This is a genomic window from Leptothrix cholodnii SP-6, from assembly GCF_000019785.1.
In the GTDB taxonomy this organism is placed as follows: Bacteria; Pseudomonadota; Gammaproteobacteria; order Burkholderiales; family Burkholderiaceae_C; genus Sphaerotilus; species Sphaerotilus cholodnii.
This window is the reverse complement of the sequence record NC_010524.1, coordinates 1,726,327-1,752,174: the sequence shown is the minus strand read 5'-3', so window position 1 is coordinate 1,752,174 and position 25,848 is coordinate 1,726,327. Positions and strand designations below refer to the sequence as shown.

20 protein-coding genes are annotated in these 25,848 nt (G+C 70.0%); 12 read left to right on the top strand and 8 right to left on the bottom strand.

Translation table 11 applies throughout. From position 1 onward, the window contains the following. Window positions 1-179: 179 nt before the first annotated feature. The 4 genes from LCHO_RS08200 (at window position 180) to LCHO_RS08185 (ending at window position 6,335) form a co-directional block, all read left to right on the top strand. The gene (locus LCHO_RS08200) at window positions 180-2,720 is read left to right on the top strand and encodes a PAS domain S-box protein (protein WP_050757318.1); all 2,541 of its coding nucleotides are present in this window, start codon (window positions 180-182) and stop codon (window positions 2,718-2,720) included. Beyond that, window positions 2,717-3,340 (top strand): response regulator transcription factor, encoded by a 624-nt coding sequence (locus LCHO_RS08195; RefSeq protein WP_012346672.1) that lies wholly within the window; start codon window positions 2,717-2,719, stop codon window positions 3,338-3,340. The genes LCHO_RS08200 and LCHO_RS08195 overlap by 4 nt, the downstream gene beginning before the upstream one ends. A gap of 104 nt (window positions 3,341-3,444) precedes the next feature. After that, the gene (folD, locus tag LCHO_RS08190; protein WP_012346671.1) at window positions 3,445-4,308 is read left to right on the top strand and encodes a bifunctional methylenetetrahydrofolate dehydrogenase/methenyltetrahydrofolate cyclohydrolase FolD; all 864 of its coding nucleotides are present in this window, start codon (window positions 3,445-3,447) and stop codon (window positions 4,306-4,308) included. After that, window positions 4,305-6,335: a M3 family metallopeptidase gene (locus LCHO_RS08185; protein ID WP_012346670.1), complete on the top strand. Its 2,031-nt coding sequence runs from the start codon at window positions 4,305-4,307 to the stop codon at window positions 6,333-6,335. Before folD ends, LCHO_RS08185 begins: the two co-directional genes overlap by 4 nt. 9 nt (window positions 6,336-6,344) lie before the next feature. On the opposite strand, the gene LCHO_RS22060 is transcribed toward LCHO_RS08185, so the two are convergent. Together LCHO_RS22060 and rsmI are read right to left on the bottom strand one after the other, a co-directional pair. Then, the gene (locus LCHO_RS22060; protein ID WP_012346669.1) at window positions 6,345-8,612 is read right to left on the bottom strand and encodes a diguanylate cyclase domain-containing protein; all 2,268 of its coding nucleotides are present in this window, start codon (window positions 8,610-8,612) and stop codon (window positions 6,345-6,347) included. Between the two features lie 124 nt (window positions 8,613-8,736). Further along, a complete protein-coding gene (gene rsmI, locus LCHO_RS08175; protein WP_150105576.1) occupies window positions 8,737-9,804 on the bottom strand; it encodes a 16S rRNA (cytidine(1402)-2'-O)-methyltransferase in 1,068 nt (355 codons plus the stop codon). Between the two features lie 13 nt (window positions 9,805-9,817). Here rsmI and LCHO_RS08170 point away from each other — a divergent pair, with 13 nt between their 5' ends. From LCHO_RS08170 to LCHO_RS08160, 3 genes are read left to right on the top strand one after another with little or no spacing between them, the layout of a single operon-like run. Next, window positions 9,818-10,228 carry a YraN family protein gene (locus LCHO_RS08170; protein ID WP_012346667.1) on the top strand — a complete coding sequence of 137 codons (411 nt, stop codon included), beginning with the start codon at window positions 9,818-9,820 and terminating at the stop codon, window positions 10,226-10,228. A gap of 36 nt (window positions 10,229-10,264) precedes the next feature. After that, window positions 10,265-10,858, top strand: a complete 594-nt coding sequence (locus tag LCHO_RS08165) for an SIS domain-containing protein (RefSeq protein ID WP_012346666.1) — start codon at window positions 10,265-10,267, stop codon at window positions 10,856-10,858. Next, window positions 10,855-11,544 carry a BON domain-containing protein gene (locus LCHO_RS08160; RefSeq protein ID WP_012346665.1) on the top strand — a complete coding sequence of 230 codons (690 nt, stop codon included), beginning with the start codon at window positions 10,855-10,857 and terminating at the stop codon, window positions 11,542-11,544. The genes LCHO_RS08165 and LCHO_RS08160 overlap by 4 nt, the downstream gene beginning before the upstream one ends. A gap of 81 nt (window positions 11,545-11,625) precedes the next feature. Here LCHO_RS08160 and LCHO_RS08155 read toward each other — a convergent pair whose 3' ends face one another. After that, complete coding sequence (locus tag LCHO_RS08155; RefSeq protein ID WP_012346664.1) at window positions 11,626-12,519, bottom strand: NAD(P)-dependent oxidoreductase; 894 nt, start codon at window positions 12,517-12,519, stop codon at window positions 11,626-11,628. 73 nt (window positions 12,520-12,592) lie between these two features. After that, window positions 12,593-14,047, bottom strand: coding sequence for a hypothetical protein (locus LCHO_RS24120; protein ID WP_012346663.1), 1,455 nt, complete (start codon window positions 14,045-14,047; stop codon window positions 12,593-12,595). Window positions 14,048-14,236: 189 nt separating this feature from the next. On the opposite strand from LCHO_RS24120, the gene LCHO_RS08145 reads away from it, so the two are divergent. Next, window positions 14,237-14,947, top strand: coding sequence for a response regulator transcription factor (locus LCHO_RS08145; RefSeq protein ID WP_012346662.1), 711 nt, complete (start codon window positions 14,237-14,239; stop codon window positions 14,945-14,947). Here the strand turns inward: LCHO_RS08145 and LCHO_RS08140 are convergent. From LCHO_RS08140 to LCHO_RS08130, 3 genes are read right to left on the bottom strand one after another with little or no spacing between them, the layout of a single operon-like run. After that, window positions 14,944-16,854, bottom strand: coding sequence for a sensor histidine kinase (locus tag LCHO_RS08140; RefSeq protein ID WP_012346661.1), 1,911 nt, complete (start codon window positions 16,852-16,854; stop codon window positions 14,944-14,946). The genes LCHO_RS08145 and LCHO_RS08140 overlap by 4 nt on opposite strands. 4 nt (window positions 16,855-16,858) lie before the next feature. Continuing rightward, window positions 16,859-17,995, bottom strand: coding sequence for a PilT/PilU family type 4a pilus ATPase (locus LCHO_RS08135; protein WP_012346660.1), 1,137 nt, complete (start codon window positions 17,993-17,995; stop codon window positions 16,859-16,861). Between the two features lie 25 nt (window positions 17,996-18,020). After that, window positions 18,021-19,064: a type IV pilus twitching motility protein PilT gene (locus LCHO_RS08130; RefSeq protein WP_012346659.1), complete on the bottom strand. Its 1,044-nt coding sequence runs from the start codon at window positions 19,062-19,064 to the stop codon at window positions 18,021-18,023. Between the two features lie 61 nt (window positions 19,065-19,125). Here LCHO_RS08130 and LCHO_RS08125 point away from each other — a divergent pair, with 61 nt between their 5' ends. After that, window positions 19,126-19,815 carry a YggS family pyridoxal phosphate-dependent enzyme gene (locus LCHO_RS08125; protein WP_012346658.1) on the top strand — a complete coding sequence of 230 codons (690 nt, stop codon included), beginning with the start codon at window positions 19,126-19,128 and terminating at the stop codon, window positions 19,813-19,815. Window positions 19,816-19,846: 31 nt separating this feature from the next. Here LCHO_RS08125 and LCHO_RS08120 read toward each other — a convergent pair whose 3' ends face one another. Then, entirely contained in the window at window positions 19,847-20,326 is a 480-nt protein-coding gene (locus LCHO_RS08120) for an Lrp/AsnC ligand binding domain-containing protein (protein ID WP_012346657.1), read from the bottom strand. A gap of 135 nt (window positions 20,327-20,461) precedes the next feature. Between LCHO_RS08120 and LCHO_RS08115 the strand changes: the two genes are divergently transcribed. The 3 genes from LCHO_RS08115 (at window position 20,462) to LCHO_RS08105 (ending at window position 25,829) form a co-directional block, all read left to right on the top strand. After that, window positions 20,462-23,551: an L-glutamate gamma-semialdehyde dehydrogenase gene (locus tag LCHO_RS08115; RefSeq protein WP_012346656.1), complete on the top strand. Its 3,090-nt coding sequence runs from the start codon at window positions 20,462-20,464 to the stop codon at window positions 23,549-23,551. A 48-nt stretch (window positions 23,552-23,599) separates the two neighbouring features. After that, window positions 23,600-24,415, top strand: coding sequence for a pyrroline-5-carboxylate reductase (gene proC / locus LCHO_RS08110; RefSeq protein WP_012346655.1), 816 nt, complete (start codon window positions 23,600-23,602; stop codon window positions 24,413-24,415). A gap of 130 nt (window positions 24,416-24,545) precedes the next feature. After that, entirely contained in the window at window positions 24,546-25,829 is a 1,284-nt protein-coding gene (locus LCHO_RS08105; RefSeq protein WP_012346654.1) for a Glu/Leu/Phe/Val family dehydrogenase, read from the top strand. Window positions 25,830-25,848 lie beyond the last annotated feature (19 nt).

The following is a 25,848-nucleotide window of genomic DNA, read 5'->3' as shown; positions in this document are numbered from 1 at the left end:
ACGCGCGGGATCGCCACCCCTTCCGGGGCGTGGCCGCGCAGTGTTGCACAACCCGATTCAAATTTCAAATCGTGCGCATCACTTTCATAATATGAAATTACAAAGAACGATCGTGCGTCCCGACGGGGTCGCACGGCACGTCCGCAGAGCGTCGCGCAGTCGCCACGGATAATCCATCCATGGATACCAGTTCTCAGACAAAACGCTTGCACCAAGCGGCTCGCAGCCGACCCCAGCGGCTGTTCTGGACGTGGTGGCGACGCCTGTCACCGTCACGTCAGGATCGCGTGGCTACTTTGGCGCCGCTGCTGTCGGTGCTGCTGTTCCTGGCCGCGATCGTCGCGGCGTTCTGGTACTTGCGCAATGAGGAAGTCGAGCGGGAAGTCGAGTCGGTCAAGCGCGACGCCGAACTGGTGCAGCAGCAGATCCGCCTGCGCCTGATCGAGAACCAGGAACAGCTGGTGCGCATCGCGCGCGAGGTCATGACACGCGCCACCGACCGCGACGAATTCCTGTCGCAGAGCGCGAGCCTGGTGCGCAGCCGCCCGGAGATCGTCGGCATCAGCTGGCTCGGCTCGACCCAGCAGGTGGTGGCGCGCCACGTGGCGCCCGACCTCGCGGCGGCGATGCCGCGCCTGGCCATGCCCACCACCAATCAGACCGGCGAGCTCGGCAAGCCGCAGGCCACCCAGGTGGCGTTCGACGACGCCCGCGAGCTGCGCCTGCCGGTCTACTCGCGGCCGTTCCGGCACGACGAGCACCTGATCGTGTTCCAGGTGCACGTGCCGCTGATCGACCACGGCGCCTTCGCCGGCACGCTGGTGGCCGAGTATTCGATCGAGGCGCTGCTGCGCTATTTCGTGCCGCCCGACGTCTCGCGCCGCCACGTCATCAGCCTGCTCGACACCAACGACAACGTGCTCGCCAGCACCATGGCCAGCCAGCCCGGGCGGGTGCGCGCCAAGCTGATCTACGACGTCGCGTTCGCCCCGGTCGGCCACGGCACCACGCTGCGCGGCGAGGGCTACCGCACCTCGTTCGGGCTGATCGGCAACACGCTGTTCTGGATGGTGCTGTCGCTGTCGGTGCTGACCGTCTGGATGCTGCTGGGCACCTGGCGCCACATGCGCCGCCGGCTGCAGATCCAGGGCGCGCTGGTGCAGGAGACCAACTTCCGCCGGGCGATGGAAAACTCCATGCTGACGGGCATGCGGGCGATGGACCAGGAAGGCCGCATCACCTACGTCAACCCGGCCTTCTGCGCGATGACCGGCTTCAGCGAGGCCGAGCTGATCGGCCGCCTGCCGCCCTACCCGCACTGGCCGCACGACCGCCTCGAGGAGAGCAACCGCCTGCTGCAGCAGGAACTCGCCGGCCGCAGCCCGGCCGGGGGCATCGAGGTGCGCGTGCTGCGCCGCGACGGCACGCAGTTCGACGCCCGCATGTACGTGTCGCCGCTGATCGACGCGCGCGGCCAGCAGACCGGCTGGATGACCTCGATGACCAACATCACCGAGGCCAAGCGCATCCGCGACCAGCTGACCGCCTCGCACGAACGCTTCACCACCGTGCTCGAAGGGCTGGACGCGGCGGTCTCGGTGCTGTCGGTGCAGCACGGCGAGCTGCTGTTCGCCAACCGCTCGTACCGGCTGTGGTTCGGCGCCGACGCGCACTGGCATGCCCAGCTGGCCGGCATGCAGGCCGCCAACAACAGCGGCGGCCATGTCGAGGACGATGTCGACGGCCTGTCGGGCCTGCCGACCGCCGAACTCACCGACGTGAGCGCCGACACCCGCGAGGTCTACGTCGACTCGCTGCAGAAGTGGTTCGACGTGCGCGCCCGCTACCTGCAGTGGACCGACGGCCGGCTGGCGCAGATGCTGATCGCCACCGACATCACCGCGCGCCGCCGCATGGAAGAGCTCTCGGCCCAGCAGGCCGAACGCGCCCAGGTGACGAGCCGGCTGGTGACGATGGGCGAGATGGCGTCGTCGGTGGCGCACGAACTGAACCAGCCGCTGGCAGCGATCGCCAACTACTGCAGCGGCATCATCACGCGACTGAAGGCGGGCAAGCTCAACGACGAGGAACTGCTCGGCGCACTCGAGAAGACCGCCCGCCAGGCGCACCGCGCCGGCCAGATCATCCACCGCATCCGCGCCTTCGTGAAACGCAGCGAGCCGCAGCGCCAGGCCGCGCACGCCACCGACATCGTCGACGACACGCTCGAGCTCGCCGGCATCGAGCTGCGCCGGCGCAACGTCTCGCTGCAGACCTATGTGGCGCGGCGCCTGCCGGTGCTGCAGGTCGACCCGATCCTGATCGAGCAGGTGCTGCTCAACCTGATCAAGAACGCCGCCGAGGCGATCGACAGCGCCCAGATGCCGCCCAAGCGTCGCAACATCGAGCTGCGCGTGGTGCCCAAGCACACGCCCGAACTCGGGGGCGTGATCGAGTTCAGCGTGACCGATACCGGCCCCGGTCTGAAAGAGGAAGTGATCAATCGGCTCTACGAAGCCTTCTTCTCGACCAAGACCGAAGGCCTGGGCATCGGGCTGTCCCTGTGCCGCTCGATCATCGAGTCGCACAAGGGCAGGATCAAGGCGGAGAACCTCTACAATTCCGAGACCGTGGTGGGCTGTCGTTTCACCGTGCTGCTGCCCGTGAGCGCACCGTTGCCGATGGTCCTCGAGTCCAACAAATCCAGCGAGCCTTCATGAGCCTGATTCCGAAAAAGGGGACGGTCTATATCGTCGACGATGACGAAGCCGTCAGAGATTCGCTGCAGTGGCTGCTCGAGGGCAAGGACTATCGCGTCAAGTGCTTCGACTCGGCCGAGGCCTTCCTGTCGCGCTTCGACCCGCGCGAGGTGGCCTGCCTGATCGCCGACATCCGCATGGACGGCATGACCGGCCTCGAACTGCAGGATCGCCTGCTCGAGCGCAAGAGCCCGCTGCCGATCGTCTTCATCACCGGCCACGGTGACGTGCCGATGGCGGTCACGACGATGAAGAAGGGCGCCGAGGACTTCATCGAGAAACCCTTCAAGGAAGACGAGCTGGTGACCCTGGTCGAGCGCATGCTCGACCGCGCCCGCAGCAGCTTCTCGCACTACCAGGAACAGGCCAGCCGCGACGCCCTGCTGGCGCGCCTGACCACCCGCGAGGCCCAGGTGCTCGAGCGCATCGTCGCCGGCCGTCTCAACAAGCAGATCGCCGACGACCTGGGCATCAGCATCAAGACGGTCGAGGCGCACCGCGCCAACATCATGGAAAAGCTCAACGCCAACACGGTGGCCGACCTGCTCAAGATCGCGCTCGGAGCCGCCGCCAAGGTCTGATCCTCCTTGCGCAACGAAAGGCCGCTACATGCGGCCTTTCGTGTTTTGATACGCGCGCTTTTTTTACTCCCATCCCCTGAAACGCTCCACCGAGACCGACCGACATGACCGCACAACTGATCGACGGCAATGCGCTGTCCCGCCAGATCCGCGCCGAAGTGGCGCAACGCGCCGCCGCGCTGACCGAAGGCGGCCACCGCCCCGGCCTGGCGGTGATCCTGGTGGGCGAGAACCCGGCCAGCGCGGTCTACGTGCGCAACAAGGTCAAGGCCTGCGCCGACGCCGGCCTGCATTCGGTGCTCGAGAAATACGAGGCGACGATGACCGAGGCCGAGCTGCTGGCCCGCATCGACGCGCTCAACAACGACCCGACCATCCACGGCATCCTGGTGCAGCTGCCGCTGCCCGGGCACATCGACGACCACGCGGTGATCGAGGCGATCTCGCCGCTCAAGGACGTCGACGGCTTCCACGTCGCCAGCGCCGGCGCGCTGATGGTCGGTGAAACGGGCTTCAAGGCCTGCACGCCCTACGGCTGCATGAAGATGCTCGAATCGATCGGCATGAAAGACCTGCGCGGCAAACACGCCGTGGTGATCGGGCGCAGCAACATCGTCGGCAAGCCGATGGCGATGATGCTGCTGGCGGCCAACGCCACCGTCACGGTCTGCCACAGCGGTACCGCCGATCTGGGCCATCACACGCGCCAGGCCGACGTGGTGGTGGCCGCGGTCGGCAAGCGCAACGTGCTGACCGCCGAGATGGTCAAGCCCGGCGCGGTGGTGATCGACGTCGGCATGAACCGCAACGATGAAGGCAAGCTCTGCGGCGACGTCGATTTCGACGGCGTCAAGGAGGTCGCGAGCTGGATCACCCCCGTGCCGGGCGGGGTCGGCCCGATGACCATCACAATGCTGCTGGTCAACACGATCGAAGCGGCCGAACGGGCCGCCGCCCAACGCGCATGAACCACTCCAACCCCTTGCTGAACGCGGGCGCCCTGCCCGCCTTCGATGCGATCCGTCCCGAACACGTCGGCCCCGCGATCGACACGCTGCTGGCGCAGGCTGAAGCCGCGCTCGAAGCCGCCGTGAGCGAGCAGACGCCGGCCGAATACGAGGCGCTGTCGCGCGTGCTGTCGGTACCGACCGAGCGGCTGGGCCGGGCCTGGGGCGCGGTCGGCCACCTCAAGGGCGTGATGGACACGCCCGAGCTGCGCGCCGCGTTCAACGACAAGCTGCCGGCGATCACCGACTTCTACACCCGCCTGGGTGCCGACGAGCGGCTCTACGCCAAGTACAAGGCGGTCGCGGCCAGCCCGGCTGCGGCGCAGCTGAACAAGGCCCGTCAGCAGGAGCTCAAGCACAGCCTGCGCGACTTCGTGCTCGGTGGCGCCGAGCTGCAGGGCGAGGCCAAGACACGCCACGCGCAGATCCAGGAAGAGCAGGCGCTGCTGTCGCAGAAGTTCTCCGAACACGTGCTCGACGCCACCGACGGCTACGCGCTGTTCGTCAGCACCGACGAACTGGCCGGCGTGCCCGCCGACGTGTTGAGTGCCACCCGCGCCGCAGCCGAGAAAGACGGCCGCGACGGCCACAAGCTGACGCTGCACATGCCGGCCTACCTGCCGGTGATGCAGTACGCCGACGACCGCACCGTGCGCGAGTGCCTGTACACCGCCTACGTCACGCGTGCCTGCGAAACCGGCCCGGCCGAGCGCGACAACAGCGCCGTGATGGCCGACATCCTGCGCCTGCGCCACGAAGAGGCCGCGCTGCTGGGCTACGCCAACTACGCCGAGCTGTCGCTGGTGCCCAAGATGGCGCACGACCCGAAGCAGGTCACCGATTTCCTGCGCGACCTGGCGCGCCGCGCGCGGCCGTTTGCCGAGCGCGATCTGGCCGAACTGCGCGAGTTCGCTGCCCGTGAACTGGGACTGGCCGATCTGCAATCCTGGGACAGCGCCTACGCCAGCGAGAAGCTCAAGGAGGCGCGTTATGCCTTCAGCGACCAGGCCGTCAAGCAGTACTTCACCGAGCCCAAGGTGCTGGCCGGGCTGTTCCGCATCATCGAGACGCTGTTCGAGGTGGCGATCCGCCCCGACAGCGCGCCGGTGTGGCACGAGTCGGTGCGCTTCTACCGCATCGAGCGCGCAGGCGCTCTGGTCGGTCAGTTCTACCTCGACCCCTACGCGCGCCCCGGCAAGCGCCCGGGCGCCTGGATGGACGACGTGCGCGGCCGCTGGCTGCGCCCCGACGACGGCCAGCTGCAGACGCCGGTGGCGCACCTGGTGTGCAACTTCACCGCGCCCGCCGACGGCAAGCCCGCGCTGCTGACGCACGACGAGGTGCAGACGCTGTTCCACGAGTTCGGCCACGGCCTGCACCACATGCTCACGCAGGTGGACGAGCTGGGCGTGTCGGGCATCAGCGGTGTCGAGTGGGACGCGGTCGAGCTGCCGAGCCAGTTCATGGAGAACTTCTGCTGGGAGTGGGAGGTGCTGCAGCAGCTGACCGCCCACATCGACAGCGGCGAGCCGCTGCCGCGCGAGCTGTTCGACAAGATGACCGCCGCCAAGAACTTCCAGAGCGGCATGCAGACGCTGCGGCAGGTGGAGTTCTCGCTGTTCGACATGCTGCTGCACGCCGAGCCCGGCGCCGCCGGTCGCATCCAGCAGGTCGTCGACGCGGTACGCAACGAGGTGGCGGTGATGAAGCCGCCCGCGTTCAACCGCTTCCAGCACACCTTCTCGCACATCTTCGCGGGCGGCTACGCGGCCGGCTACTACAGCTACAAGTGGGCCGAGGTGCTGAGCGCCGACGCCTGGGGTGCGTTCGAGGAAGAAGGCCTGTTCAACGCCGACACCGGCCGGCGCTACCGGCAGGAAATCCTCGAAGCCGGCAGCGCCCGCGATGCGATCGACAACTTCAAGGCCTTCCGCGGCCGCGAGCCCAGCATCGACGCACTGCTGCGCCACCAGGGCATGGCCGCCTGAAGCAGCGGCTCAATCGGGCCGCTTGAAGAACACCACCCGGTTGCGGCCCTGCTGCTTGGCTTGGTACATGGCCGCATCGGCGTTGCGCATCAGGGTGGCCTCGTCGGTGCCGTCCTGCGGGAAACACGCGATGCCGATGCTCGCGCTGATGTCGGCCTGGTGCTTGCCCAGCTGATACGGCTTGCACAGCGCTTCGAGCAGGTGCGTCGCCACGTCGCCGGCGTCGCTCGCCTGCTCGACCTGCGACAGCAGCACCACGAACTCGTCGCCGCCGAGCCGGCAGGCAGTGTCGGTGGCACGCAGCTGCTTGAGCAGGCGATCGGCCACCTGGCACAGCAGTTCGTCGCCGGTGGCGTGCCCGTGGCTGTCGTTGACGGCCTTGAAGCGGTCCAGGTCAAAGAACATCAGCGCCAGCACGGTGCGGTTGCGGCGCGCCAGTTGCAGGCCCTGGTGCAGCCGGTCGTGCAGCAGCAGGCGATTCGGCAGGCCGGTCAGCACGTCGTGCTGCGCGCGGTGCGCGAGCTTGAGCGCCAGCTGGTGCGCTTCGGTCACGTCGTGCATCACCGCCACCGCGCCGATCAGCTGCCCGCCCGCGGCGAACATCGGCGAGACCGACTCCTGCACCACGTGCTCGCTGCCTTCGGCATGGGCCAGCCGCACACGCTGCGGCAAGGCCAGGCGCTTGCGCTGGTGCAGGCACAGGGCGACCGGGTCGGGCAGTTCGGCGCCGGTCTCGACATCACGGCGGCGCAGCACCTCGCCATAGAGCCGGCCGCGCACCTGCTCCTCGGGCTGGCCGATCATGGTCACGGCCACCGGGTTGAGATAGAGGATGCGGCCCTGCGGATCGCTGGTGATCACCGCGTCGGCGATGCTCTCGAGCGTGACCTTGCTGCGCTCGTGCTCGGCCTCCAGCTCCTCGGCCAGGCGCTTGCGGGTGATGTCCTCGAGCACCGCGTGGGTGCGCGTGATGCGGCCGTCGGCGTCGCGCTCGGTGGTGGCCGACAGCAGCACGTCGATGCGCTGGCCGTCGCTGCGCATCAGGCGGTACTCGACGTCGCGGCAGCGCCCGGCGGCCAGCAGATCGGGCCAGGTGCGGGTGAGCGTGCGGCGGCGTGATTCGGCCGCCAGGAAGTCGACCAGCTTGCGACCGATGACATCGTCGCGCCGCAACCCCATGCGCTCGAGCCAGAGCCGGCTCACGCTCAGCAGGCGGCCGTCCGGATCGGTCGACACCATCATCGCGGGCGTGCGCTCGTAGAGCGTGCGCAGGCGCTCGCGGCTGCGCGAGAGTTCGCCGTGGTGGTTGCGCGCCTGCTCGACCGCGGCGGCCAGCAGCAAGGGCGGCAACAAGGCCGCCAGCAGCGGCGCATAGACCAGCAGCTGCTGCCAGTAGGCCGTCTGCGGCGGCGCGACGAACAGCCCTTGCGCGATCAGCGTGCCCACCACCATCGCCATCAGCCAGACCAGCGCGGCCACCGCCATGAAGCGCAGCTGCACCGCAGCCAGCACCAGCGGCAGCGTGAGATAGACGAACGGAAACGGCAGCTGCAGCAGACAGAACACGCCGACGCCGACACTCACCAGGGCAAAGGCCCAGGCGCGCGGATCGGCAAAGTCGCGTCGCACGGCGCCCCGCTCGGCGGCCAGCACGGCCAGCACCAGCGGCAGCAAGGTGACCGAACCGACCAGCGTGCTCTCGAACCAGGTCAGGGCGATGCGAAACAGCGGCGTATCGTCCTGCCAGCCGAGCGTCAGCACGGCGGTCGCCGACCCCGCCAGCACCGGCAGCAAGCTGCCGCGCAGCAGCACCTTCAGGCCGTCGACCGGGCTGGACGCGATGCGCCGATAGGACTCGCTGCCCCGCAGCAGCCAGGCGCCGAGCAGCATCTCGATCAGGTTGGGCGGCAGGTAGCGCAACGCCTCCAGCAGGCTGTCGCCGAACGCCAGGTTGGCCGCCAGATTGCCGAGGGCCAGGGCCAGCAGGAGGCCCGGCCACTGGCGCCGCGGCACCGGCAGCAGCAGCGCCAGGCCCCACACGTTCATGTACCAGAGCGAGGCCACCTGGCCGGGAAAGCGCGACAGCCACATCGCCAGCGACGACAGCACCCAGGCGCCCAGCGCGGCGATCAGCCACATCAGCCAGGGCTGCGCCTGCACCGCCTGCAGCACGAGCATCTCGACGCGCTGGCGGTCGGCCTGCTGTGCGGGGATGGCCGACAACGTGCCGGTGGGAGGCCAGAGGCTGCTGACCTCGACATGCGGCGCGCTGCTCATCGGCCGGCTCCTGCACCGCCGGCACCGGCCGGACGCCGGGCAGGCCGAGGTCGGAGGCGCGAAGGTCTGAACATCTGTCGATTGTGTCGCCAGACGCGCGCATCCGGCTGACACGCCGCATCGCTCATCGCCGAGCGGCTTTGCGACGTGGCAAAAGTGGCTGGCTGCTCGACAGCAGCACGCCGCCGGACGGCGCCGGCGCGCCGACATCGTGGCCCTCGCCGGCGTCGACGCGGGCGGCGGCTGCAGCACCTGGCTCGATGTCGTCGGCGTCGTCGGCCGGCCCGGGCCGATCGGCACGCAGCACCAGCGCGCGCTGGTAGAGCGTGTTGCGCGGCACGCCGCTGGCGGTGGCGGCCAGGGCCACGGCCTGCTTGAGCGGCATCACGTCGAGCAGGGCCTGCAGCCAGGCATCGAGCGCGGTCGAACGGGCCGCCAGCTCGGTTTCATCGGCCAGATCGTCATGGCCGAGGCCGTGCAGCACCACGACGAACTCGCCGCGGCGCCGGTCGTCGTCGGCCGCCAGCCAGGCCGGCCAGTCGGCGGCCGCCAGCGTGTGGATGCTCTCGAACTGCTTGGTGAGTTCGCGGCAGACGGTCAGCGTGCGCGCGCCCAGTTCATCGGCCAGCGCCTGCGCCAGCGCCTCGATGCGGTGCGGCGCCTCGAAGATCACCACCGACGCGCGCTCGTCGGCCAGCGCACGCAGCGCCTGCTGGCGCGCCTGCGCCTTGGGTGGCAGGAATCCGATGAAACGGAAGCCGCTGCCCTGCGCATCGCCGGCCGCGCTCAGGGCCGTGACGACGCTGCTCGCGCCCGGCAGCGGCAGCACCCGCCAACCCGCGGCGTGCACGCCGGCCACCAGCCGCGCACCGGGGTCGGACACCGCCGGCGTGCCGGCATCGCTGACGTAGGCGACCCGCTCGCCACGGGCCAGGCGCGCCACGACGGCGGGGGTGGCATCGTCCTCGTTGTGCTGATGCAGCGCCAGCAGCGGCTTGTGCAGGCCCAGGCGCTGCAGCAGCACCGCGGTGACGCGGGTGTCCTCGCAGGCCACGGCATCGACCAGGCTCAGCACGTGGATGGCGCGCAGGGTCATGTCGGCGAGGTTGCCGATCGGCGTGGCCACCACATACAGTGTGGAGGCCGGGTGCTGCTGGCCGGCGCAGGCGGCGGCCGCGGCCTGCAGCAACAAGGGGGGGAGTGAGATGTCCGTGCTCAAGCGTCTGGGACTCGGTTGGGGTGCAGATGAAAAACCCGCAGCAAGCCGCGGTCGGGCGGCAGAAGACCGCGCCCTGACGCACCTGCTGGCGCAGGGGCTGGCGCTGGTCGAGCGCAATTATCGAGTGGCGCGCGGCCCGGCCCGGCGCGGCGGCGAAATCGACCTGGTGATGCGCGACCGCGACGCCACGCTGGTGTTCGTGGAGGTGCGCAGCCGGCGCAATGCCCACCACGGCGGCGCGGCGGCCAGCGTGGGCCACGCCAAGCGCGCCAGCCTGATCTATGCCGCCCGGCACTATCTGCTGCGCTTTCGTGCGCCGCCGGCCTGCCGATTCGATCTGGTGGCGATCGACGGCGACGCGCTGGAATGGCTGCCCGGCGCCTTCGACGCCGGCTGAGCCAGGGTCGCGCAAACCCTGACATATCATCGCCAGATGCTAGAGCAGCGCATCCAACAGCAATTTTTTGACAGTGCAGACCTCAAGTACGCCGCCGCAGACGCCCTGACGCGGCCGATCACCGAAGCCGTCAATTCACTGCTCGGCTGCATCACCGCGGGCGGCAAGGTGCTGGCCTGCGGCAACGGCGGCTCGGCCGCCGAGGCCCAGCGGGTCGCCTCGCTGCTGGTGGGCCGCTTCGAGCGCGAACGCCCCGGGCTGGCGGCCATGAGCCTGTCGAGCGACACCTCGGTGCTGACCGGCGTCGGCCGCGACCAGGGCCTCGACCAGATCTTCGCGCGCCAGGTGCTGGCACTCGGCCATCCGGGCGACGTGCTGCTGGCGCTGAGCACCACCGGCAGCGCCGCCAACGTGCTGGCCGCAGTCGAAGCCGCCCACGAGAAGGAAATGACCGTCATCGCCCTCACCGGCCAGGGTGGCGGCCAGATGAACCAGACGCTGGCCGAGACCGACGTGCACATCTGCGTGCCGCACCAGCGCAGCGCCCGCATCCTCGAAGTCCATCTGCTCGTCATCCACTGCATCTGCGATGCGATGGACCTGCAACTGCTCGGAGAACATGACCAATGAACCGCCCTGACCCGACCGTCTCCTCCACCTCGAACACCGCCTTGATCCACGCCACCGACACCCCCCAGGCCCGCCACCCCCTGCCCCGCCTGCTCTGCACGGCGCTGGCCGCCGCCGCCACGGTGGCCGCACTGAGCGGATGCGCGCCGCTGATCATCGGCGGCGCCGCGCTCGGCGGCGCGCTGGTCGCCACCGACCGCCGCACCTCGGGCACCCAGATCGAGGACCAGGGCATCGAGCTCAAGGCGTCCAACCGCATCAAGGAACTGATGGGCGACAAGGCCCACGTCAACGTCACCAGCTACGACCGCCAGGTGCTGCTGACCGGCGAGGTCTTCAACGAGGCCGACAAGGCCACCATCGAGCAGGCCGTGGCCAAGGTCGAGAACGTGCGCAACGTCGTCAACGACCTGTACATCGGCTGGCCCAGCTCGACCTCCGACCGCTCGCGCGACCTGCTGCTGGCCAGCAAGGTCAAGGCCACGCTGGTCGACGCCAAGGACCTCTCGGCCAACGCCTTCACGGTGGTCACCGAACGCAGCGTGGTCTACCTGATGGGCAAGGTCACCGACGCCGAAGCCAGCCGCGCGATCGAACTGATCCGCACCATCTCGGGCGTGCAGAAGGTGGTGCGCCTGCTCGAGATCATCACGCCCGAACAGCTGGCCGATCGCAAGCCGAAATGAGCGGACCGCCCCGGCGAGGGGCGGGCACAAGAAAGGACGGCGGCCCGCGGGCCGCCGTTGCGCATCAGGTCGCGCGTGCGCTCACTTCAGGCGCGTGATCAGGCTCGAGGTGTCCCAGCGCTGGCCGCCGTGCTGCTGCACGTCGGCGTAGAACTGGTCCACCAGCGCCGTCACCGGCAGGCGCGAGCCGTTGCGGCGCGCCTCGGCCAGCACCAGGCCCAGGTCCTTGCGCATCCAGTCGACCGCGAAGCCGAAGTCGAACCGGCCTTCGACCATGGTCTTGCCGCGGTTGTCGAGCTGCCAGCTCTGCGCCGCGCCCTTGCCGATGACGTCGAGCACCTGGTTCATGTCAAGGCCGGCGTTCTGGCCGAAGGCGATCGCCTCGGCCAGGCCCTGCACCAGCCCGGCGATGCAGATCTGGTTGACCATCTTGGCGAGCTGGCCGGCGCCGCTGTCGCCCAGCAGCGTGACGGCCTTCGAGAATGCCATCGCCACCGGCTTGATGGCCTCGAAGGCAAGCGCGTCGCCGCCGCACATCACGGTCAGCGCGCCGTTGACCGCACCGGCCTGGCCGCCCGACACCGGCGCGTCGATGAAACGCAGGCCGATCACCCGGGCCGCGCCGGCCAGCTCGCGCGCCACCTCGGCCGAGGCGGTGGTGTGATCGACAAACACCGCACCGGGCTGCATGCCGGCGAAGGCGCCATCGGCACCCAGCACCACCGAGCGCAGGTCGTCGTCGTTGCCGACGCAGGCGAACACGATCTCGGCGCCCAGGGCCGCCTCGCGCGGGGTGGTCGCGAAGGTGCCGCCGTGTTCGGCCGCCCAGGCCTGCGCCTTGGCCGCCGTGCGGTTGTAGACCGTGACCTGGTGGCCGGCGCGGGCCAGGTGGCCGGCCATCGGGCCGCCCATCACGCCCAGGCCGAGAAAGGCGACGCGCTGCGGCGCGACGGGTTCGTAGATCTTGCTGCTCATGGACTGGCTCCTCGAAAGGCCCGCATTCTCCCAAGGATCAGCCACGGCGCAGCACGCACCGCCTCGCCACGGCTCAGTTCGGGAAGTAGCAGACCTCGGCCTGGCTGGCCAGGCCACCCACGGTGGGCTTGACCTGCGCGCTGGCGTAGCTGACCTGCGATCGCTCGCCGTTGTGTGCCAGCTCGATCAGCACCTCGACCGTGTTGGCACCCGAGGGGGACTGCGCATCGACGCGCCAGGTCCAGTCCCGGGCACCGGTCAGTGCGGCGTAGGCCGACAGGCGGTCGACGGCGCTCTTGTCGGTGTCGCCGCTGGTCGTGCCGCCGCTGATCTGGGCGGTGTACGAGCTGCTGCCGCTGCTGAGCACCACCGTGCCGTCGGCCGCCACCTGCAGGCTGCAGGCCTGCGGCGTCGTGCGCGGGAAGAAGATGTTGCCCACCGCGTAACCCGAATGGCTGCCGACCAGGAAGGCCGGCAGGTCGCTGGCCAGCAGACCGTTGCTCTTGACGGGCAGCGGCGGCGTGCTGCTGAGCGCCATCGTCAGCGAGGTGGCCGACTTGAAGGCGATCGCGCACTTGTCGAGCACTCCGGCCATCTCGACCAGCGCGAGCCGGTTGCCGTAGCCGGTCAGGATCACGCCCTGGCCCGCGCTCACCGCATTGACGCCGAAGCTCATCGAGTTACTCGGCAACAGGATCCAGGTGTCGCCGCTGTCGCCATCGAGTGCGGCGCTCTGGTTGTTGCCGTTCATGCTGGCGCTGACGTTGCCGTCGGCGCCGATCGTGACCGAACACGGTCCGGCGGTGCTGCGGCCGTGATAGCTGCCGGCCAGCCAGGCCAGCGCGCCGCTGGGTGCGACCTGGCGCGGGGTGGACGGCGCGGCCGCGGCGAAATCGAGGTAACGGGTGATCGCGCCAGCCGGTGCGGGCGCGGGTGACGGCGCCGATGCGGCCGGCGCGGGGGACGATGCGGCAGGTGCCGGCGCGGGCGCCGGTGCGGCGGCCTTCGTGGCGCGCACCACCACGTCCGATGAACCGGGCTTGATGCCGGTGAGGGCCGAGCCCGGAGCGGTCGAGTCGATGTCGAAATGACCCGCGCCGCTGAAGTGCAGCACCAGCCGCTCGGTCGAGCCACCCGCCGAGGCGGTGGTCTCGATGCAGGCCGACGACAGGGTCGCCACCGTGCCGTTGTAGGTGCTGCTGCCCGCGGCATCGAGCACGAAGGCGGCCGCCGCGCTGGCGACGAACGGATCGCCCGGATTGGGGCCGAAGGCCCCCTCATTGCCGCTGTAGGTGCCCGCGTAGGCGGACAGCTGGGTGGCCGTGGGCGTGCTCACGGCCGCGCCGGCGACAAACAGCGTGGTGTCGCAGCTCAGGCTGCCGGCGCTCGGTGACGGGGCTGGAGCCGGTGCCGGGGCTGGCGCGGGCGAGGTCGCGGGCGTGTCCGTGCCACCGCCGCAGGCAGCGATGAACACGGCACTCATGAGACCGGCCAGATGGGCCAGGCGGGTGGTGGTGTGGGTCGACATGGGTCCTCCCTGGTGTTGACGGGCAGCCGGGTGGTGCTCGGATGAAAATCATTCTGGGCAGTGCGCAGCCTGCGGTCGACGCTCAAGGCCGGGGGATCTCCCCCTCAGAACTGACCCCCCGCGACGTCCCGCGGACCCGCAGATTGAGCGTCGCCGGGCGCCCCGCAGGACGACACAATCGACCCCACCATGTATGACAGCGCCCTCATCGTCGAAGACCTGGACGAACCCCGCCTCTGGCTGGTCGAGGTGCTGCGCCGCGCCCTGCCCGACCTGCGGCGCATCGACGCCGCGGCCGATCTGGCGCAGGCCGAGGCGCTGGTCAACCAGCGCCACTACGGCCTGGCGGTGGTCGACTGGAGCCTGCCCGACGGCACGGCGCAGGCGCTGATCGCCCGCCTGGCGCGTGTCATCCCGCCCACGCTGGTGGTGGTGGCGACCATCCACGACGACGACAACCACGTCTTCCCGGCCCTGCAGGCCGGTGCCAGCGGCTATGTGCTGAAGTCGCAGCCGCGTGCGGTGGTCGAGGCGCAGTTGCGGCGCATCGCGCAAGGTGAGCCGCCGCTGTCGCCGTCGATCGCCTTGCGCGTGCTGGCGCACTTCCGCCGCTCGCTCGACGAGACGGCGGCCGGTGCGCAGGGTGCGACGCCGTCATCGGCGCAGCGCTGCGGCCCGGCATCGACACCGCAGGCCGACGACAGCGTGCGCCTGACCGGGCGCGAAGAAGACGTGCTGCGCATGATGGGCAAGGGCCACAAGGCCGCCGAGATCGGCCGCCTGCTGGCCATCAGCGTGAACACCGTGAACGGCTACGTGCGCGAGGTCTACCGCAAGCTCGGCATCTCGAGTCGCGCCGAAGCGGCGATCGAGGCCACCCGGCGCGGCCTGTTGCGCTAGGCCGGCCGCGTCGGCGCGCCCAGGCGCAGCAGCACCTGCGTGCCCCCGCCCACCGCCGCGCACCACTCCAGGCGCGCACCGATCGCGGCGGCACGGTTGTGCATCGAGCGCAAGCCATGCTGCCCGGCCCCGGCGCCGGCGGGCGCGAAGGTCGGCAGACCCGGCCCGAGCGCACCCCGGCCGTTGTCGCGGATCACCAGCTGCAGCTCGGCGTCCTGCAGGCGCGTGTGAATGTCGACCTCGCTCGCCTGGGCGTGCTTGAGGGTGTTGGTCACCGCCTCCTGCAGGATGCGCATGAGCTGCAGCACGACGTCGGGCGCGAGTTCGACCTGGGCGACGGCCTCGTCGACATGCCAGTTCAGCGCCACGCCGAGCGCCTCCAGGCGCGGGTCCCAGCGGCTGCGCCAGGCCGCCAGCGCCGGCTGCAGCGCGGTGCTGGCCGAGCTGGCGTCGATGATCAGGCGCAGGTCGTCGAGGCTGTCCTGCAGCAGCTCGGTCAGGCGGTCCTGGCTGAAGGCCCCGCGCTCGACACCGCGCAGCGCGGTCATGAGGTGGCCGCCGATGCCGTCGTGCATCTCGCGCACGATGCGTTCGCGCTCCTCGGCCGCGGCCTGCGCGCGCTCGAGCTGGCGGCGGGCTTCGTACTGGCGGTCGAGCGCCTGGCGGCTGTCCTCGACACGGCGCTCGAGCTGGGCGTTGAGGCCCTCGAACTGCGCCAGCGTCGAGACGAAGCGCCGCGCCAGGAAGAACGCCAGCAGCACCGAAGCCAGCGGCGCGCCGAAGGGGGTCAGGTAGAAACGCCAGTCCTGCAGCTGGCGCACCAGCGCCATCGACGACCAGGCCACCGGCATCGTCAGCACGACGTCGTGCACTCCCGCCAGCAGCACCACCGCACAGGCCAGCGCCAGGCCGTAGGCGCTGCCGGCGCCGGTGCGCCGGGCATGGCGCAGCGTATGGACCAGCAGGTAGCCCACCGTGATCAGCGCGAACACGTGGCCCAGGCTGTAGACATGCACCCGCGAGAGCGGATCGAGCAGCAGCGCCGCCACGCCCAACAGCAGCGAAACGCCCACCACCACGCGCTCGATGCGTCGCCGCGGCCCACCGGTCAATCGGTGCACGTAATGCGCCAGGCCGGTCACCCACCAGACGGTGCCGTTCTGCGCCAGCCACTGCATCCACAGCGGATCGATCCAGAACTCGCGCCCGTACAGGAACACCGCGAACACCGCCCAGGCCATGCACGAGACGGCCAGCCACAGATACTGCGTGTCCTGGCGTCGCTGGCCCCAGATCGCCAGCGACAGCGCGGCGATCGACAGCAGCAGCAGCGCCAGCACGCCGTGCACCTCGGCCTGCCAGAAACGGCGCAGGTCATGGCGCGCCCGCAGCGCCGCGTCGGGCCCGATCTCCACCGGCGCGAGCAGGCCGAAGCCACCGGCTACACGCACGCGGATCAGCAAGTCATGTTCGGCGCCGGCCGCAACCGCCGGCGGCAGGCGAAACAGCATCGGATGGTTCCAGTGGAAGGCCATCGGATCATCGAGCCGGCCGCCGTCGCCCAGCGGCAGGCCGTCGAGCCAGAGCGCGGCATTCACGTGCACCTGCGGCAGATAGACCGACCACGGCAGCGCGGCGGTTTGCGTGCGCGCCGCCGGATCACGCCAGGCCAGCCGATACCAGCCGCCGCGGCCCTCCTGCTCGGCCATGCTCCAGACATGTGGCAGCTCGACCGGCTGCCAGCGCGCATCGCCCCGCGGTGGCGGCTCGGGTGTGTCCGCGCTCGCGAACCAGGCCTGTGTCAGGCGCGCAGCCGGTGGCGAAGACTGTGCCAGCGCCAACGGCGCCAGCAGCCACAGCACGGCGACGAGCAGCCCATCGAAGCCGCCCCGGATGCGCCGCCGCATCGGCTCAGACGATCGACAGGTGCTCGGTGCCGGAGCCGAAATCGGTGTTGCGCGCACGGCTGCTGTGCAGCTTGATCTGCAGGCGCAGGTCGTTGACCGAGTCGGCGTTGCGCAGCGCGTCTTCGTAGCTCACGTAATGGCCTTCGTAGAGCGCGAACAGCGCCTGGTCGAAGGTCTGCATGCCGTGCTCGCGGCTCTTCTTCATCACTTCCTTGATCTCGGAGACCTCGCCCTTGAAGATCAGGTCGGTGATCAGCGGCGTGTTGAGCAGGATCTCGACCGCGGCGATGCGGCCGTTGCCTTCCTCGCGCGGCAGCAGGCGCTGGCTGACCATCGCCTTGAGATTGAGCGACAGGTCCATCAGCAGCTGGTCGCGGCGTTCCTCGGGGAAGAAGTTGACGATGCGGTCGAGCGCCTGGTTGGCGCTGTTGGCGTGCAGCGTGGCCATGCACAGGTGGCCGGTCTCGGCGAAGGCGACCGCGTGCTCCATCGTCTCGCGGTCGCGGATCTCGCCCATCAGGATCACGTCGGGCGCCTGGCGCAGCGTGTTCTTCAGCGCCGCGCCCCAGTCCAGCGTGTCGATGCCGACCTCGCGCTGGGTGACGATGCAGTTCTTGTGCGGGTGCACGAACTCGACCGGATCCTCGATCGTGATGATGTGGTCGTAAGCCGTGATGTTGCGGTGGTCGACCATCGCCGCCAGCGTCGTGCTCTTGCCCGAGCCGGTGGCGCCCACCATGATGACCAGCCCGCGCTTGGTCATCGCGATGTCCTTGAGCACGTTCGGCAGGCCGAGCTTGTCGACCGTGGGCAGTTCGCGCGGGATGGTGCGCAACACCATGCCGACCTGGCCCTGCTGCACGAAGGCATTGACCCGGAAACGCCCCACGCCCTGCGGCGAGATCGCGAAGTTGCACTCCTTGGTGCGCTCGAACTCGGCGGTCTGCTTGTCGTTCATCACCGCGCGCGCCAGCGCCACCGTGTGCTGGCCCGACAGCGCCTGCGGCGACACCTTGGTGACCTTGCCGTCGACCTTGATCGCCGGCGGAAACTCCGACGTCAGGAACAGGTCGGAGCCGCCGCGCGAGACCAGCAGGCGCAGCAGGTCGTTGATGAACTTGGATGCCTGGTCGCGTTCCATGGATCGTTCCTGTGACGGTTGCCGGTCAACCCGGGAAGTTCTCGGGCATGCGCGCCATCGTGCGCGCCTCGGACGCCGCGACCTGGCCGCGCCGCACCAGATCGGCCAGGCACTGGTCGAGCGTCTGCATGCCCTGCGCCTGGCCGGTCTGGATGATCGAGTACATCTGCGCCACCTTGTTCTCGCGGATCAGGTTGCGGATGGCGGCGGTGCCCAGCATGATCTCGTGCGCCGCCACCCGGCCGCTGCCGTCGCGGGTCTTGAGCAGGGACTGCGAGATCACCGCCACCAGCGACTCCGACAGCATCGCCCGCACCATCTCCTTCTCGGCCGCGGGGAACACGTCGACCATGCGGTCGATCGTCTTGGCCGCGCTCGAGGTGTGCAGCGTGCCGAACACCAGGTGGCCGGTTTCGGCGGCGGTCAGCGCCAGGCGGATGGTCTCGAGATCGCGCAGCTCACCCACCAGGATCGCGTCCGGATCCTCGCGCAGCGCCGAGCGCAGCGCGTTCGAGAACGACAGCGTCTGCGCCCCGACCTCGCGCTGGTTGATCAGGCACTTCTTGGACTCGTGCACGAACTCGATCGGGTCTTCGACCGTCAGGATGTGACCGTATTCGTTCTCGTTGCGGTGGTTGACCATCGCCGCCAGCGTGGTGCTCTTGCCCGAGCCGGTCGGCCCGGTCACCAGCACCATGCCGCGCGGCTTGAGCGACAGCTCGGCGAACACCTTCGGGCAGTTCAGGTCCTCGAGCGTCAGGATCTTGCTCGGGATGGTCCGGAACACCGCGCCGGCGCCGCGGTTGTGGTTGAAGGCATTGACCCGGAAGCGCGACAGGCCCTGGATCTCGAACGAGAAGTCGCACTCCAGCGTCTCCTCGAAGACCTTGCGCTGGGCGTCGTTCATGACGTCGTAGACCATCTCGTGCACGTTCTTGTGCCCGAGCGGATCGACGTTGATGCGCCGCACGTCGCCATGCACCCGGATCATCGGCGGCAAACCGGCGGAGAGGTGCAGATCCGAAGCCTTGTTGCGGACCGAAAACGCCAGCAGCTGTGTGATGTCCATGGATTCCCGAGGCACGGGCGGGTGGGAATCGCCCGGCAGTTGTGGTCTAAGCTGATCGATTATGACGACGATCGCAACACGCCTACAACAAGTGCACGGACGCCTTACCAACGCTTGCAGAGCCGCGCAGCGGCCCGACAACAGCGTGGCGCTGCTGGCCGTGAGCAAGACCCAGCCCGCCGACGCCATCCGCTGCGCCCATGCCGCCGGCCAGCGCGCCTTCGGCGAGAACTACGTGCAGGAGGCGCTCGCCAAGATCGCGCAGCTGGCCGACCTGCGCCAGCAGATCGAGTGGCACCTGATCGGCCCGCTGCAGGGCAACAAGACCCGCGTGGTGGCCGAAGCCTTCGACTGGGTGCACAGCATCGACCGCCTCAGGATCGCGCAGCGCCTGAGCGAACAGCGCCCGGCCGGCGCCGCGCCGCTGCAGGTCTGCCTGCAGGTCAACATCAGCGGCGAGGCCAGCAAGAGCGGCCTCGCACCCGCCGACGTGGCCGACGTCGCCCACGCCGTGGCGGCCCTGCCGCGCCTGCGGCTGCGCGGCCTGATGGCCATCCCCGAGCCCGACGGCGACCTCGAATCGCAACGCCGGCCGCACCGCGCGCTGCGCGAGCTGTTCGAGTCGCTGCAGGCCCGGGGGCTGGCGCTGGACACCCTGTCGATGGGCATGAGCGCCGACCTCGAGGCCGCGGTGCTGGAAGGCGCGACGATGGTGCGGATCGGCACGGCGGTGTTCGGCGCACGGGCTTGAGGCCCGGCAACCAGCGGAACGCCGACTCGGTTCACAAGGCGATCGCCGCCGTGCACTTGACCTCTTCCATCACCACGTAGGTGCGTGTCTCGCGCACGCCCGGCAGGGTCCAGATCACGGTGCCGATGAACTCGCGGTAGGCCGCCATGTCGGCCACGCGGGTCTTGAGCAGGTAGTCGAAACCGCCCGCCACGAGGTGGCACTCGAGGATCTCCGGGCGCACCTGCACGGCCGCCTTGAAGGTGTCCATCACGTCGTGCACGGTGCGGTCGAGCAGCACCTCCACGAACACCATCAGCCCGGCACCCAGCAGCTTGGGATTGAGGCGCGCCTCGTAGCCCAGCACGAAGCCGTCGCGCGTGAGGCGGCGCACCCGCTCGAGCACGGCGGTGGGCGACAGGTGCACCGCCTCGGCCAGCTTGAGGTTCGAGATGCGCCCGTCGGCCTGCAGCTGGCGCAGGATCTTGCGGTCGATCTTGTCGATGACGGGAGCGTCGTTGTCTGAAACCATGGATTCATCTTATCCGGTGAAACTGATCTTGTTTGGAGAAAAATCCAAGCTGGAAAGGCATAAGCTGGATGGATCGACCAAACTGACGCCGTTGCGCGACATGCCATGAGCAACCCATCGACCGCCGCCCGATCCATGCCCCTGCCGCTTGCGCAGCCCGCCGCCGCGGCCTTGGTGGGCGACCGCCTGCCCTCGCCCTTGCGCGACGAAGCCGAGCAAGTTCAGCGCCTGCTGGGCACGCTGACCGGCGCGGCAGCCGCCGGCCCGCTCGACTGGAGCGCGGTGGTCGGCCGTGCCACGCCCTGGGTGGAAGCGGTGCGCGGCACGCCGGCGCCGTTCTGGGCGCTGGAGTCGCTGCTGCACGACTACCCGATCTCCAGCGCCGAGGGCCTGGCGCTGATGCGGCTGGCCGAGGCGCTGCTGCGGGTGCCCGACACCGCCACCGCGATCGCGCTGACCGCCGACCAGCTCGGCCGTGGCGACTTCAGCGCGCACGCGGCACACGCCGGCAGCGCGCACCCGCTGATGGCCAGTCTGGCGGCGCGCTCGCTCGATTTCTCGCGCAAGCTGCTGCCCGAAGCGGGGGGCGGTCAGCCCGGCCTGCTGCAGCGCCTGGGCGCGCAGACCGTGGTGGCCGCCACCGTGCGCGCCATCCAGCTGCTGGGCAAGCAGTTCGTGCTGGGCCAGAGCATCGCCGAGGCGCTCGACATCGCCCGCGCCGCCAGCCGCAAGGAGCCCGGCCTGGTGCACAGCTTCGACATGCTCGGCGAAGGCGCCCGCACCGATGCCGATGCGCGGCACTACCTGGCGGCCTACCAGGGTGCGATCGCAGCGATCGCCAAGCCCGGTCGGGCGACGTCACCGGAAAGCGCCGACGGCATCTCGATCAAGCTGTCGGCGCTCGATGCGCGCTACGAAGCGGCGCAGTCCGCCAGCGTGTTCAAGCGCCTGCTGCCGCGCCTGATCGCGCTGGTCGACGCCGCGGCCGCCGCCAACATCAACCTGACGATCGACGCCGAGGAGAGCGAGCGGCTGGAGCTGTCGCTGCAGGTGCTCGACGCGCTGGCCGCACACGCTGCGCGCACGCATCCGGATTGGACCGGCCTGGGCCTGGCGGTGCAGGCCTACCAGACCCGCGCCAGCGACACCGTCGCCGCCGTGGTGCAGATCGCCCGCCAGCACCAGCGCCGGCTGATGGTGCGGCTGGTCAAGGGCGCGTACTGGGACAGCGAGATCAAGCGCGCCCAGGAACTGGGCCTCGCCGCCTACCCGGTGTTCACCGACAAGCGCCACACCGATCTGAGCTACCTGGCCTGCGCGCGTGCGCTGCTGGCGGCGAGCGACTGCATCTACCCGCAGTTCGCCACCCACAACGCCGCCACCATCGCGGCGCTGCTGCAGATGGCGCGTGCGCCGGGGGCGCGCTTCGAACTTCAGCGCCTGCACGGCATGGGCGAGGCGGTCTACCGCGAAGTCTTGAAAGACCTGCGCCGCACGCCTGACGCACCGCCGCTGCGCATCTACGCGCCGGTCGGCGAACACCGCGACCTGCTCGCCTATCTGGTGCGCCGGCTGCTGGAAAACGGCGCCAATTCGTCGTTCGTGCACCAGCTGGCCGACCCGACGGTCGACGTCATCACGCTGCTGACCTCGCCGCTGCACGCGCCGTCGGCCAGCAGCCTGCCGCTGCCGGTGGCGCTGTACGGCGCCGGCCGCGCCAACTCGGCCGGGCGCGACCTGCACATCGCCGCGCACCGCCTGCCGATGATCCAGACGCTCGCCGAGCGCGGCCGCGTCGGTCTGCCGCCGGTGAGCGAGGCCAGCGTCGACCAGGCGCGCGAGGCCATGCACGCGCTGCACGCCAGCCAGCCGGCCTGGAATGCCACGCCGCTGGCGCACCGCTGCGCCGTGCTGCAGCGTGCGGCCGATGCGCTCGAAGCGCGCATGGACGAGTTCGTCGCCCTGCTCGTGCACGAAGGCGGCAAGACGCTGGCCGACGGCGTTTCCGAGGTACGCGAGGCGGTCGACTTCTGCCGCTACTACGCCGAGCAGGCCGCCACCAAGCTGGCGCCGCAGACGCTGCCCGGCCCGACCGGCGAGAGCAACGAGCTGCGCCTGCACGGCCGCGGCGCCTTCGTCTGCATCAGCCCGTGGAACTTCCCGCTGGCGATCTTCGCCGGCCAGGTGGTGGCCGCGCTCGTCGCCGGCAACACCGTGGCGGCCAAGCCGGCCGAGCAGACACCGGCGGTGGCGATGGCCTTCGTGCACCTGCTGATCCAGGCCGGCCTGCCCGAGAACGCGATCGCGCTGCTGCACGGCCCGGGCGAAACCGTCGGCGCCGCCCTGGTGGCGCACACGCGCTGCGCGGGCGTGTGTTTCACCGGCTCGACGCAGGTGGCCCGCGCGATCAACCGCGTGCTGGCCGAACGCGACGGCGCGATCGTGCCGCTGATCGCCGAGACCGGCGGGCTCAACGCGATGGTGGTCGACTCGAGCGCGCTGCCCGAGCAGGTGGTCGATGCGGTCGTGCAGAGCGCCTTCCGCTCCGCCGGCCAGCGCTGCTCGGCGCTGCGGCTGCTGTGCGTGCACGACGAAGTGGCCGACAAGCTGCTCGAAATGCTGTCGGGCGCGATGGCCGAACTGGTGAGCGGCGACCCGCGCGACGCGGCGCACAGCTGGGCCGTCGACATCGGCCCGGTGATCGACGCCGAGGCGCACGCGAATCTCGCCCGCCACGTGCGCCGGCTCGACGAGAGCGCCCGCCTGATCGCCCGCAGCGCGCTGCCGGATGCGCTGGCCGCCACCCACATCGCACCGGTCGCCTACGAGATCGCCGACATCGGCGCGATGCGCGAGGAAGTCTTCGGCCCGGTGCTGCACGTCCTGCGCTGGCGCGGCGACCCGGACGCGCTGGTGGCGCAGATCAACGGCCTGGGCTACGGCCTGACGCTGGGCGTGCACACCCGCATCGACGGCCGCGCGCTGCGCATCGCCGAGCAGGCGCGGGTGGGCAACGTCTACATCAACCGCAACATGATCGGCGCGGTGGTGGGCGTGCAGCCGTTCGGCGGCGAGGGGCTGTCGGGCACCGGGCCGAAAGCCGGCGGGCCGCACTACCTGTACCGCTTCTGCGGCGAGCAGACGGTGACGATCAACACCGCGGCGGCCGGCGGCAACGCGACGCTGCTGGCGGGTACGGCCGCTGCGAACACGCATGCGAACTGATCGCCTGGCGCTCGAATCCGGTCCGGCGCCTGCCTACACTTCATCCCCATGAACACATCCACACTGGCATTCATCGGCGGCGGCAACATGGCCAGCGCCATCATCGGCGGGCTGATCAAGAGCGGCACGCCCGCGGCGCAGATCCTCGTGGTCGAGCCGTATGCACCGCAGCGCGACAAGCTGCGCGCCGATTTCGGCATCGAGGCGCTGACCGCGGCCGATGCCTCGCTGGCGCAGGCCGGCGCGGTGATCTGGGCCGTCAAGCCGCAGAGCTTTGCCGACGCCGCCGCGCCCTGCGCCGCGTTTGTCGGCGGTGCGCTGCACCTGTCGGTGATGGCGGGCATCCGCAGCGACGCGATCGCACGCGCCACCGGCAGCGAGCGCATCGTGCGCGCCATGCCCAACACGCCGGCACTGATCGGCATGGGCATCGCCGGGCTGTTCGCGCGTGCGGCTGTCGACGCCGACGACCGCGCGCTGGTCGAGCGCCTGCTCGCGCCCACCGGCGAGGTGGTGTGGGTGGCGCAGGAGGCCGACCTCGACGCCGTCACCGCACTGTCGGGCTCGGGGCCGGCGTATGTCTTCTACTTCGTCGAGGCGATGGTCGCCGCGGCCGAGCAGATGGGCCTCGGCGCCGAAGCCGGCAAGAAGCTGGCACTGGCGACCTTCGCCGGCGCGACCGAACTGGCGCGCCGCAGCGACGAGACGCCGGCGGTGCTGCGCGAGCGCGTCACGTCCAAGGGCGGCACCACCTACGCGGCGCTGACGGCCATGCGCGAGGCGGGCGTCGAGCCGGCGATCGTCACGGCGCTGAAGGCGGCACAGCTACGGGCCCGCGAGCTGGGCGACGAGTTCGGCGGCTGAGTACCCGATCCGGGTGGGCCTGATGACGGCAAACCCGTTCGCGCATGTTTGCTTTGCATCACGCCGCAGTGCGCCCGGCTGAACGGGCTCCTACAGTGCACGGCGTCACCACCGGAAGGCGAGCCACGACATGAACATGCTGTCCTACATCCAGCCCACCGCCCACAGCGCCTGGAGCACCTATCTGTCGCAGGTCGACCGCGTGGTGCCGTACCTCGGCCCGCTGGCCAGGTGGGCCGAGACGCTCAAGCGCCCCAAGCGCGCGCTGATCGTCGACATCCCGATCGAGATGGACGACGGCTCGGTGCGCCACTTCGAGGGCTACCGGGTGCAGCACAACCTGTCGCGCGGCCCCGGCAAGGGCGGCGTGCGCTACCACCCGCAGGTGACGCTGGAGGAGGTGATGGCGCTGTCGGCCTGGATGACGGTCAAGAACGCCGCCGTCAACCTGCCGTACGGTGGCGCCAAGGGCGGCATCCGGGTCGATCCGAAGCAGCTGTCGATCAAGGAACTCGAGCGCATGACGCGCCGCTACACCAGCGAGATCGGCATCATCATCGGCCCGCAGCAGGACATCCCGGCGCCCGACGTCGGCACCAACGCCCAGATCATGGCGTGGATGATGGACACCTACTCTATGAACGTCGGCGCCACCGCCAGCGGCGTGGTCACCGGCAAGCCGGTGCACCTGGGCGGCTCGCTCGGGCGCGTCAAGGCGACCGGGCGCGGCGTGTTCGTCACCGGCCGTGAGGCGGCGCGGCGACTGGGACTGAACATCAACGGCGCGCGCGTGGCGGTGCAGGGTTTCGGCAATGTCGGCTCGGCCGCGGCCGAGCTGTTCGTGCAGGCCGGCGCCACGCTGGTGGCGGTGCAGGACCACACCGGCACCATCGCCAACCCGAAGGGCCTGGACCTGGCCGAGCTGATGCCGGTGGTGCGGCGCGACGGCGGCGTGGGCGCATTCACCGGCGGCAACACCGGCGCCGAGCGCATCGACGACGAGGCCTTCTGGGACGTCGACTGCGACATCCTGATCCCCGCCGCGCTCGAAGGCCAGATCGACGAGGGCCGCGCCCGGCGCATCCGCGCCCGCCTGGTGCTCGAAGGCGCCAACGGCCCGACCCTGCCCGAAGCCGACGACCTGCTGGCCGACCGCGGCGTGCTGGTGGTGCCCGACGTGATCTGCAACGCCGGCGGCGTGACGGTGTCGTACTTCGAGTGGGTGCAGGATTTCTCGAGCTTCTTCTGGACCGAGGACGAGATCAACCTGCGCCTGGACAAGATCATGGTCGAGGCGCTGCGGCGCATCTGGGACACCGCCGACCGCCACCAGATCACGCTGCGCACCGCCACCTTCGCGGTGGCCTGCGAGCGCATCCTGATGGCGCGCCAGGAGCGTGGCCTCTACCCTTGATCTGGCACAAGACCGGGGC

Coding starts and splice junctions, on each gene's coding strand:
- LCHO_RS08155 (WP_012346664.1), bottom strand. CDS start 12,519: ATGAGCAGCAAGATCTACGAACCCGTCGCGCCGCAGCGCGTCGCCTTT.
- LCHO_RS08125 (WP_012346658.1), top strand. CDS start 19,126: ATGACGACGATCGCAACACGCCTACAACAAGTGCACGGACGCCTTACC.
- LCHO_RS08185 (WP_012346670.1), top strand. CDS start 4,305: ATGAACCACTCCAACCCCTTGCTGAACGCGGGCGCCCTGCCCGCCTTC.
- LCHO_RS08105 (WP_012346654.1), top strand. CDS start 24,546: ATGAACATGCTGTCCTACATCCAGCCCACCGCCCACAGCGCCTGGAGC.
- folD (WP_012346671.1), top strand. CDS start 3,445: ATGACCGCACAACTGATCGACGGCAATGCGCTGTCCCGCCAGATCCGC.
- LCHO_RS08145 (WP_012346662.1), top strand. CDS start 14,237: ATGTATGACAGCGCCCTCATCGTCGAAGACCTGGACGAACCCCGCCTC.
- LCHO_RS08135 (WP_012346660.1), bottom strand. CDS start 17,995: ATGGAACGCGACCAGGCATCCAAGTTCATCAACGACCTGCTGCGCCTG.
- LCHO_RS24120 (WP_012346663.1), bottom strand. CDS start 14,047: ATGTCGACCCACACCACCACCCGCCTGGCCCATCTGGCCGGTCTCATG.
- proC (WP_012346655.1), top strand. CDS start 23,600: ATGAACACATCCACACTGGCATTCATCGGCGGCGGCAACATGGCCAGC.
- LCHO_RS08165 (WP_012346666.1), top strand. CDS start 10,265: ATGCTAGAGCAGCGCATCCAACAGCAATTTTTTGACAGTGCAGACCTC.
- LCHO_RS08170 (WP_012346667.1), top strand. CDS start 9,818: ATGTCCGTGCTCAAGCGTCTGGGACTCGGTTGGGGTGCAGATGAAAAA.
- LCHO_RS08195 (WP_012346672.1), top strand. CDS start 2,717: ATGAGCCTGATTCCGAAAAAGGGGACGGTCTATATCGTCGACGATGAC.
- LCHO_RS08140 (WP_012346661.1), bottom strand. CDS start 16,854: ATGCGGCGGCGCATCCGGGGCGGCTTCGATGGGCTGCTCGTCGCCGTG.
- LCHO_RS08120 (WP_012346657.1), bottom strand. CDS start 20,326: ATGGTTTCAGACAACGACGCTCCCGTCATCGACAAGATCGACCGCAAG.
- LCHO_RS08200 (WP_050757318.1), top strand. CDS start 180: ATGGATACCAGTTCTCAGACAAAACGCTTGCACCAAGCGGCTCGCAGC.
- LCHO_RS22060 (WP_012346669.1), bottom strand. CDS start 8,612: ATGAGCAGCGCGCCGCATGTCGAGGTCAGCAGCCTCTGGCCTCCCACC.
- LCHO_RS08160 (WP_012346665.1), top strand. CDS start 10,855: ATGAACCGCCCTGACCCGACCGTCTCCTCCACCTCGAACACCGCCTTG.
- LCHO_RS08115 (WP_012346656.1), top strand. CDS start 20,462: ATGCCCCTGCCGCTTGCGCAGCCCGCCGCCGCGGCCTTGGTGGGCGAC.
- LCHO_RS08130 (WP_012346659.1), bottom strand. CDS start 19,064: ATGGACATCACACAGCTGCTGGCGTTTTCGGTCCGCAACAAGGCTTCG.